The organism is Streptomyces graminilatus (genome assembly GCF_001418565.1).
Lineage (GTDB): Bacteria > Actinomycetota > Actinomycetes > Streptomycetales > Streptomycetaceae > Streptomyces > Streptomyces graminilatus.
In genome coordinates this window covers 1-8,972 of record NZ_LIQQ01000219.1, presented here as the reverse complement: position 1 = coordinate 8,972, position 8,972 = coordinate 1, and the positions used below count along the sequence as shown (strand labels likewise).

9 protein-coding genes are annotated in these 8,972 nt (G+C 72.0%); 3 read left to right on the top strand and 6 right to left on the bottom strand.

Going from position 1 to position 8,972, the window contains the following annotated elements; translation table 11 throughout:
- Nucleotides 1–67: 67 nt before the first annotated feature.
- Complete coding sequence (locus AOK08_RS19495) at nt 68–505, bottom strand: DUF4442 domain-containing protein (RefSeq protein WP_055527548.1); 438 nt, start codon at nt 503–505, stop codon at nt 68–70.
- 86 nt (nt 506–591) lie between these two features.
- On the opposite strand from AOK08_RS19495, the gene AOK08_RS19490 reads away from it, so the two are divergent.
- Together AOK08_RS19490 and AOK08_RS19485 are read left to right on the top strand one after the other, a co-directional pair.
- Entirely contained in the window at nt 592–1,707 is a 1,116-nt protein-coding gene (locus tag AOK08_RS19490; protein WP_055527545.1) for a DUF8017 domain-containing protein, read from the top strand.
- A gap of 116 nt (nt 1,708–1,823) precedes the next feature.
- On the top strand, nt 1,824–3,134 hold the full coding sequence (locus AOK08_RS19485) for an MFS transporter (protein ID WP_055527543.1): 1,311 nt from the start codon (nt 1,824–1,826) through the stop codon (nt 3,132–3,134).
- Between the two features lie 20 nt (nt 3,135–3,154).
- Here AOK08_RS19485 and AOK08_RS19480 read toward each other — a convergent pair whose 3' ends face one another.
- Both AOK08_RS19480 and tuf read right to left on the bottom strand, forming a co-directional pair.
- Nucleotides 3,155–4,000 (bottom strand): spermidine synthase, encoded by an 846-nt coding sequence (locus tag AOK08_RS19480; protein ID WP_055527541.1) that lies wholly within the window; start codon nt 3,998–4,000, stop codon nt 3,155–3,157.
- 124 nt (nt 4,001–4,124) lie between these two features.
- Nucleotides 4,125–5,294 (bottom strand): elongation factor Tu, encoded by a 1,170-nt coding sequence (gene tuf / locus AOK08_RS19475; RefSeq protein ID WP_055527553.1) that lies wholly within the window; start codon nt 5,292–5,294, stop codon nt 4,125–4,127.
- A gap of 391 nt (nt 5,295–5,685) precedes the next feature.
- Here tuf and AOK08_RS19470 point away from each other — a divergent pair, with 391 nt between their 5' ends.
- On the top strand, nt 5,686–6,471 hold the full coding sequence (locus AOK08_RS19470; RefSeq protein WP_055527535.1) for a TVP38/TMEM64 family protein: 786 nt from the start codon (nt 5,686–5,688) through the stop codon (nt 6,469–6,471).
- 6 nt (nt 6,472–6,477) lie between these two features.
- Here the strand turns inward: AOK08_RS19470 and AOK08_RS19465 are convergent, their stop codons facing one another.
- The 3 genes from AOK08_RS19465 to AOK08_RS19455 form a co-directional block, all read right to left on the bottom strand.
- Nucleotides 6,478–7,092, bottom strand: coding sequence for a cupin domain-containing protein (locus tag AOK08_RS19465; RefSeq protein WP_422125754.1), 615 nt, complete (start codon nt 7,090–7,092; stop codon nt 6,478–6,480).
- Between the two features lie 113 nt (nt 7,093–7,205).
- The gene (locus AOK08_RS19460; protein WP_055527530.1) at nt 7,206–8,141 is read right to left on the bottom strand and encodes a DUF6807 domain-containing protein; all 936 of its coding nucleotides are present in this window, start codon (nt 8,139–8,141) and stop codon (nt 7,206–7,208) included.
- Nucleotides 8,138–8,972, bottom strand: an 835-nt coding sequence (locus AOK08_RS19455) for a Gfo/Idh/MocA family protein (protein ID WP_198539311.1), incomplete at its 5' end; no start/stop codon positions are given. The genes AOK08_RS19460 and AOK08_RS19455, both read right to left, overlap by 4 nt.

Below are 8,972 nucleotides of genomic sequence, written 5' to 3'. Positions count from 1 at the left end.
GGCAGGTCCATGGACCTGCCGGGTCGCAGCGGCTGCCAAGAGCCGGTGAACTGTCGCGGAACGACTGTCAGTTGTTCGGACGGAGGGTCCAGATGAGGGTCATCTCGCCGGTGACGGCGCCGTCCTCTCGCTGGATCGCCACGGCCACCGGGAACTCGGGGCGCTTGCCCTCGTCGAGTTCGGCGACGACCTCGGCGGCGGGGCGGCCGAGCGTCGCGGTGGCCCTGACGGGACCGCGCGCGAGCTTCTTGAACGCGATCTCGGCGGTGACCAGCAGCGGTACGGCACGGGAGAGTTGATCCCCGAAGGCCGCGATGACGACCGCCCCGCTCGCCGACTCGCCGAGCGTGAACATGGCCCCGGCATGCGGGCCGCCGACATGGTTGTGGAACTCACCCTGGTCCGGCAGGGCCAGCACTGCCTTCTCCGGAGTGGTCTCCAGGTATTCGAGGTTGAGTGTGCGAACCATCGGCACCGTGGCCGTGAGAAGTTCACCGATCGACATCTGCTCTGCGCTCATGGCCACACGTTACTCGCGAGTAGCCAACGCTGACCAGATTCGCCCCGCCGATCGCCGTATCGTTACCGGCCATGTGGCAAGAACAGCAGCCGCCCGGGGGCGAGCAGAACCCGCGGGACCCGCAGCACGCGCAGGTCCCGCCGCACAATCCGTACCAGCAGCCGGGATACCAGCAACCGAACCCGTACCAGCAGCCCGGATACCAGCAGACGGCGTATCCGCAGCCCAACCCCCAGCCCCAGCCGCCGAATCCATACGCGCAGCCGGGGTGGGGCGCTCCGACGCCGACGGGCGCACCGCAGCCCCCGCAGCCCTCGCAGAGCGGAGGCGGAGACGGGAACCGGACGAAGGTCACCGCGATCGTCGCGGCCACCGCGGTCGTGATCACGGCCGGGGTCACCGGTTTCCTCGTCCTGGGCGGCGACAAGGACAAGCAGGCGGGCCCGGACGGCAAGGACCAGCAGCCGGGCCTGTCCGCACCCGCGTCGACGCCCGCCCCGTCGTCCGCCGACCCGAGCGACTCGGCGTCCCCCACCGCGTCGGCCCCGGACGACAACCCGAGGAACTCCCAGGCCGAGCAGCCGACCGTCGCCGGGTGGAAGGTGGTCGTGAACCCGAAGTGGGGCACCGCCTTCGACGTACCGGCGGACTGGGAGGTGAAGACGCCGGGCACGATGATCGGCTTCGAGGACGCCGATCCCAAGGCCGGCGCCAAGCCGCTCATCACCATGTCGGCGCCCGCGTACTACAAGTCGAAGTGGTGTGTGTCGGACGACGACAAGGACGGCCGCACGTCGGACACCGCACTCGCGGCCGTGGGCACCAAGGGCGCGAGCGGAGCGAAGAACGCCGACGAGGTGGCCGTGAACCAGGTCCCCTGGTGGGTCTACGGCGGCTACACACAGCCGGACAAGAAGAGCCTCGTCTACGACGAGAAGGCCACGCCGTACACGACCAAGTCCGGCATCAAGGGCAGCTTCGCCCGGGCCCATTCGAAGAACACGCCCCAAACGGGCAAGTGCGCCAGCGACGGCAAGGCCATCACCTTCGGCTTCAAGAACTCGGCCGGTGACTTCGTGGCGTGGAGCCTGTACGGCGCGGCGGGCGTCCCCGGCGAGGTGCCGGAGAAGACGATCATGCGGATCCTGAGCACGGTACGGCTGCACGGGGAGCCGACCGAGGGATGAGCGACCGGCCGGCGGAGTGCGGCGGGCGCCGGTGAGCGGCTGAAACCGGCTGCTCCTGGCCCCGAGCGGGTCGAAAACCGATTGGCAACCCGGCGAGGGCCCGCGATAGTCGCCCGGTGACCTCCGCCGGTTCCCCCACCGAACGCCCACGCCTCCCGTCCTGGGCGGGCCGCAACTACAAACTGCTGACCGCCTCGGCCGTCGTGACGAACCTCGGCAGCAACGGGGCGTTGATCGCCGCCGCGTTCGCCGTACTGGAGGCGGGCGGCGACGCCGGTGACGTGGGTCTCGTGGCGGCGGCGCGGACGCTGCCCCTGGTGCTGTTCCTGCTGATCGGCGGCGCGATCGCCGACCGGCTGCCCCGGCATCATGTGATGGTCGCCGCCAACGCGCTCAACTGCCTCTCGCAGGCGGTGTTCGCGGCGCTCGTGCTGGCCGGGGAGCCACGGCTGTGGCAGATGATGCTCCTGACCGCGCTCGGCGGCACCGGGCAGGCGTTCTTCGGCCCGGCCGCCGAGGGCATGCTGCTGTCGTCGGTCGAGGGCGACCAGGCCGCCCGCGCCTTCGCCGTGTTCCGGATGGCGATGCAGAGCGCGGCACTCGGCGGCGCGGCCGTCGGCGGCGCGCTGGTCGCCGTACTCGGGCCCGGCTGGGTCCTCGCGGTCGACGCGGTGGCGTTCGCGGTCGCCGGGGCGCTGCGCTCCTTCCTCGACGTGAGTCACATCCCGGTACGCGGGCCGAGCGGCGGGCTGTTCGCCGATCTGCGGGAGGGCTGGCGGGAGTTCGCCGGCCGGTCCTGGCTGTGGGTGATCGTCGTCCAGTTCGCCGTCGCCAACGCGGTCATCGGCGCCGCCCAGTCGGTCTACGGCCCGCTCGTGGCCCGCGACAGCCTCGGCGGGGCCGGGCCATGGGGGCTGGCGCTGGCCATGTTCGGGGCCGGCACGGTCGCCGGAGCCGTGCTGATGACGCGCTGGAAACCGCGCCGGCTGCTGCTCGCCGGCACGCTCTGCGTGTTCCCGCTGGCCCTGCCGGCCGCCGCGCTGGCCGTCCCGGTGCCGATCGGCGTGCTCTGCGCGGTGATGTTCGTGACCGGCGTGACGGAGGAGGTGTTCGGCGTGAGCTGGATGACCGCACTGCATCAGGAGATCCCGGAGGACAAGCTCTCCCGGGTCTCTGCGTACGACTGGTTCGGCTCGGTCGCGATGCTCCCGCTCGCCATGGCACTGGCGGGCCCGGCGGAACACACCTTCGGCCGCACCCCGGCCCTGTGGGGCTGCGCGGCCTTGATCGTGGTGGTGACGGCGGGAGCCCTGTCTGTACGGGACGTACGCCACCTCACCCGGCGCACAAAGGAGGTCACTCGGGACACGGCCCAGAAGACCCAGGAGACCCCGGCGAAGGGCGAGTTGGAGAGCACCGGCGGCTGACTGAACGCCCCACCGGCGTGTCAGCCGATGCCGAACGCTCCCTGCGGCGGCACCGGTGACGGCACCGCCTCCTCGTCCCGCACAGGCGCGGCGCCCCCTATGAAGTCCCTCAGCGCGGGCCCGTGTTCGAGCCTGGCCGGGAAGGCGTCGGAGGCGACGCGGCGGGACAGGGCGGCCGGATCCAGGGGGCGGTGCGAGGCGACGAGCACCGCGTTGCCGAAGCGCCGGCCCCGCAGGACAGCCGGTTCGGCGATCAGCGCCAGTTCCTCGAACACCGCCCGGAAGGTGGCGAGTTGGGAGCGCAGAAAGGCGAAGGGCGCGGCGTCGGCCAGGTTGGCGAGGTAGACACCGTCACCGCGCAGCACCCGCTCGGCCTGCTCGGCGTAGGCGAGGGAGGTCAGATGCGCGGGAACACGCGAGCCGCCGAACACGTCGGCGACGAGCACATCGGCGCAGGCGTCCGGGGCGGCTTCCAGCCAGGCGCGGGCATCGGCCGCGTGCAGGGCGATGCCCGCGCCGACGGGCAGCGGAAGGTGTTCGCCGACCAGGTCGAGCAGCCCGCGATCCGCCTCGACGACGTCCTGCCGTGACCCGGGCCGGGTCGCGGCGACGTACCGGGGCAGTGTGAGCGCACCCCCACCGAGGTGCAGCACATCCAGCGCCCGCCCGGGCTCCGCGACGGTGTCCAGGACGTGCCCGAGCCGACGCGCGTACTCGAACTCCAGGTGCGTCGGCTCATCGAGATCGACGTACGACTGGGGCGCCCCGTCGACCGTGAGCAGCCAGGCACGCTCACGGTCGACATCGGGCATCAGCTTGGCGAACCCATGATCGACGGCACGGGCAACGGGTATCGACTCGGTCACCTCTCAATTGTGCCTGTGCCGGGGCGCCCCAAAGGGGCGCGGGACTGTTGTCGACATACGGCTCCGCCGCGTGGGCGCGACCAGCCACAACGGCCCCGCAGCCCCCCACGCACACCAGCCACCCTCACTGAACGGCAGTCACAGTCCCCGCCCCCACAGTCCGCCCACCCTCACGAATGGCGAACCCGAGCCCCGCCTCCAGAGGCACCTCGCGCCCGAGTTCCACGGTCATGGAAACCCTCTCCCCCGGCCTCGCCACGGCGACCTCCCCGAGGTCCACGTCCCCCACGACATCCGCCGTACGGATATAGAACTGCGGCCGATACCCGGTCGAAACGGGCGTCGACCGCCCGCCCTCCCGCGTCGACAGCACATACACCTGCGCCGAGAACCGCCGCCGGGGCACCACACTGCCCGGCGCCGCGACGACATGCCCACGACGAACCGCATCGCGCGGCACCCCGCGCAGCAGCAACGCCACGTTGTCCCCGGCCTGCGCCTCCTCCATGGGCTTGCCGAACGTCTCCAGCCCCGTCACCACGCTCTCCACGCCCGCGCCGAGCACCTCGACCCGGTCGCCGACCCGGATCGTGCCGCGCTCGACGGCACCCGTGACCACCGTCCCCCGGCCGGTGATGGTGAGCACGTTCTCGACGGGCAGCAGGAACGGCGCGTCCAGATACCGCTCGGGGATGGGCACAAACGTGTCCACCGCGTCGAGCAGCGCGTCGATCGACGCCGTCCAGCGCGGGTCGCCGTCGAGCGCCTTCAGACCCGACACCCGTACGACGGGCACCGCGTCGCCGCCGTAGCCGTGCGCGGTGAGCAGTTCGCGTACCTCCAGCTCCACGAGGTCCGTCAGCTCCTCGTCGCCGGCGTCCGCCTTGTTGAGGGCGACGACGATGTGGTCGACACCCACCTGCCGGGCCAGCAGGACGTGTTCGGCGGTCTGCGGCATGATCCCGTCGAGCGCGGAGACGACGAGGATCGCCCCGTCGAGCTGCGCTGCGCCGGTGACCATGTTCTTGACGTAGTCGGCGTGACCCGGCATGTCGACGTGCGCGTAGTGCCGGGTGTCGGTCTCGTACTCCACGTGCGCGATGTTGATGGTGATGCCCCGCGCGGCCTCCTCCGGGGCGCGGTCGATCCGGTCGAACGGAACGAACGTGCCGGAGCCGCGCTCCGCGAGCACCTTGGTGATGGCGGCGGTCAGGGTGGTCTTGCCGTGGTCGACGTGGCCCATCGTGCCGATGTTGAGATGCGGTTTGGTGCGGACGTATGCCTTCTTGGACATGGTGGACATGGCGGTACCTCGAAGCCTCTTCAGCGGTACTGAGTGAAGGCCCCGGCGCGGTTGACGCGGCCGGGACGGGGACCCCGGGGAAGTTCGCCGACCCTCCCCCTACGGGGTCCGCCGGACGATCCGGGAAGGGTCAGCTTCGAGCGCCGTCGACTGCGGTCGCGAAGATCGGGACGGCAGCCTTCGGGGCATCCGTGACCGCGGATGCCGCGAGGAGGAAGGCGTACCGGAACATGGGGCCGATCATCGCCGACGCGTCACCGCACGTCGAATGGTTTTCCGCCGACGAGGGGGCCATGTGGGCGCGCCGGGAGTTCCCCTGCTTGTTCCACCGTTGAGACCAACCATACGGCGGCCACACACACTCCTCCGATAATCTCGCCGAATGCTCGATGCCACCACCCGCTCTGGGGGCACCGCCACGGCCACTCCCCAGGCCACCGCCACGGAGCTCTCCCCGCGCTCCCCGGCCGTCAGTGTCACCGCCCGGTCCAACAGCCTTGCCGCGCGCTGTACGAGAGCACTGCTCTCGCCGTGGTCGAGGCTGTCGCTCCTGGTGCTGCTGCTCGGCGCCGCCGCGTCGTGCGTCCTGCTCTTCGAACCGCAGCGGCTGCTCGCCCACGGCTGGCCGCCCCAGGTCGGCGGTGCCGCCGCGGCGGTGGTCTTCGCGGCCGCGTACGGACTGTGCACCGTGGCGTTCGTGCCGCGCCCGCTGCTGAGCCTCGCCGCGGGCGCCCTGTTCGGTTCCCAGCTCGGTCTGGCCGCCGCGCTCGCGGGCACCGTCCTGGGCGGCGCCGTCGCCTTCGGTCTGGGCCGTGTCCTGGGCCAGGACGCGCTGCGCCCGCTGCTGCGCGCCCGCTGGCTCCGCGCGGCGGACGGCCTGCTCAGCCGGCACGGCTTCCGCTCGATGATGGCGGCCCGGCTGTTCCCCGGGGTGCCCTTCTGGGCCGCCAACTACTGCGCCGCCGTCTCCCGCATGGGCTGGCTGCCGTTCCTGCTCGCGACGGCCCTCGGGTCGGTCCCGAACACCGCCGCGTACGTCGTCGCGGGAGCCCGTGCCTCGTCGCCGACCTCCCCGGCCTTCCTGATCGCGATGGCCTTCATCGCCGTGCCGGCCGTGGTGGGCACCGTCGTGGCCTGGCGCAAGCGACACCATCTGCGCGGGCACTGACTTCCCTCAGGGGGTGCCCGGGTACACGTCCAGCCGCCCGCACATCCCGAACTTCCCGTGCGTCACGGGCTGTTCGGCCCGTACGACGGCAGTCGCGAGGTGGGACGTGTCGCCGCGTTCCAGCCGGTCGAGCTGGTCGCGTGTCGCGTCGGCCGCCGCCCCGGCACCCCGTCGCCAGCGCTCGCGCCAGTCGGCGAGCCGGGGCCGTACAAGAGCGGCGGCGGCCTCGTGGAAGGCGGCCAGGGCCGTCGGCCCCTCCGCGTCCCGCAGCGCCCGGTACCCCTCAAGGGCGAGATCGCGCCGGGCCCGCGCGACCCGCTCCCGCTCGGCCACCGGCGCGTCGGCCGGGATCACGGTCGCGGCGGCGTACGTCTCCAGGTCGGTCAGATACTCCGGCGGCAGCGTGAGCACGGCGTCCCCCGCCTCCGGCAGCCCGCTGTTCTGCATGAGGACGGTGATGCGCAGTCCGTCCTCGTTGACCAGCCGGTGGATGGTGCCCGGCGTGAACCAGGCGACCGTCCCGGCCGCGAGCGGCGTCTCCTCGTACCCGGACGCCGTGAGCGTCTGCACCGCGCCCCGCCCGCCCGTGACGACGTACGCCTCCGAACAGGTCAGATGCATATGGGGAGTTCCGCCGCACACCCCATCGGCGGCCGGCCAGTCGTAGACGGACAGATGCGAGACGGCGACGCCACCGGGCAGCCCGGCGAAGCCCGCCCCGCCGGGAACCGCGCTCACCACGGGTGCTCCGCAAGGTACTTGGTGACGTCGGGGCGCTCCCACTCCCCCTCCGCGACGACGATCCGGTAGCGACGGGTGAGCGTGTCACCTGGCGCGAGCTCCAGCTCGTCGTAGAACGCCCAGGAGGGGGCGACGGCGGCGAACGGCTCGTTGCGCACGAACCAGTGGGCGGGATGGGCGCCCTCGGTCCCCAGATGATCGTTCTCGGGCGCGTGGACGAAGACCAGCGTGCCGTGTCCGTCGGTGCCGTCGAACTCGCCGGAGTACGCCAGCCACGGCGCCTGCCCGCCCATCAGTCCGGGCCCCTCGGAGTCGGGGCCGAGGATCCGGCCGTCCCGGAAGGCGCGCGGTCCGCGCCAGAACAGGCCGGTGTAGCCGGCCGCCTCGCGCCCGGCGGTGGTCGGGCTGCCGAAGAGCAGCGGCTCGTCGCGCCGGTTGGTGATCGCGCTCGTCCAGGTCAGCGCCCAGGATCCGGCCGCCGCATCGACGTCGTGCACCTCGACCCGGCGCGACTCCTCCGCCCACAGCTCCCCGCTGTACGGGTGCCAGGTGAGCCGCTCCGCGATGACGGCCCGGCCCGCGCCCGAGGCGACCTCGTCGAAGCCGACGTGGGCCATGGAGCCGACGCGCTCGGGGAGGGCGAGATACCCGTCACCGTGCACATACGAGTTGCCGCCCCACAGATTCGCCCCCGAGAGGTGCGACGCGGTCAGCTGGATGCCCTTGTGCCAGCGGTGGTCATTGGGCCGGTAGTCGGTGACGACGTTCCCGGCGAGCGTCCGGACCGGGTGCAGATAGGGCTTCGGCGCCTCCCAGGCCGCCTCCGCCCCGTACACGTAGCTGAACAGTTCGACCCCGGTGACAGGTTCGGTCACGGTGATGCGGTCGCCGTGCGCGTGGACGATGCGCAGATCGGTGGACGTGGTCACGCGGACTCCTCCTCGACAGCGGATCCGGCGGCGGACTGGACAGTGGGTTCGGTGGCGGATTCACCAACAGATTCGGACACATCGCCATCGTCGTCGATCGCGTCGCCGTCTTCGTCCGTCGCGGGCGCCCAGCCCGGCGCGCCGCCGTGCAGTACGGCGTAATAGGGGTCGCCGGGGCCGATGTCCCCGGCCCTGACGGTCGTGTCCGTGAAGGCCGACCTGTACAGCGCGGTGATCAGCTCCAGGCTGGTCCGCCCGTCCGCCCCGCTGCTGCGCGGCCGTTCACCCGCGCGCATGCTCGCGACCAGCTCACGCAGTTGCGCGAGGTGCGAACTCGGCACGTCCGGCCCGAAGTCCCGCCAGGCGGCCACCTCCGCCTCCGGGACACCGGGCGCCGGGGTGATGGTCCAGTCGGCGTTGCCGTGCCCGTACAGATGGGTGAGTTCGACGGTGGCGCGCTCGCAGTCGACGCGGATCCTGCTGACCTCGTCCGGGCTGAGCACACTGTTGACGACGGTCGCGAGCGCGCCGTTCGCGAACCGGACGAGCGCGGTGGAGACGTCCTCGGTCTCGACGTCGTGGACAAGCCGTCCGGCCATCCCGCGCACCTCGCTCCACGGCCCGAGCAGATCCAGCAGCAGATCCATCTGGTGGATGCCGTGTCCCATCGCGGGCCCACCGCCCTCGGTCTGCCAGCGGCCACGCCAGGGGACGGCGTAGTAGGCGGTGTCGCGGTACCAGGTGGTCTGGCAGTGCGCCACGAGCGGCCGGCCCAGCGCCCCCTCCGCGAGCAGCCGCCGCACATGGGTGGCGGCGGAGCCGAAGCGGTGC

Bases quoted from the DNA above. Each gene is read 5' to 3' on its own strand.
- AOK08_RS19495 (WP_055527548.1), bottom strand. From the start codon at position 505: ATGTCGATCGGTGAACTTCTCACGGCCACGGTGCCGATGGTTCGCACA.
- AOK08_RS19490 (WP_055527545.1), top strand. From the start codon at position 592: ATGTGGCAAGAACAGCAGCCGCCCGGGGGCGAGCAGAACCCGCGGGAC.
- tuf (WP_055527553.1), bottom strand. From the start codon at position 5,294: ATGTCCAAGAAGGCATACGTCCGCACCAAACCGCATCTCAACATCGGC.
- AOK08_RS19470 (WP_055527535.1), top strand. From the start codon at position 5,686: ATGCTCGATGCCACCACCCGCTCTGGGGGCACCGCCACGGCCACTCCC.
- AOK08_RS19465 (WP_422125754.1), bottom strand. From the start codon at position 7,092: ATGCATCTGACCTGTTCGGAGGCGTACGTCGTCACGGGCGGGCGGGGC.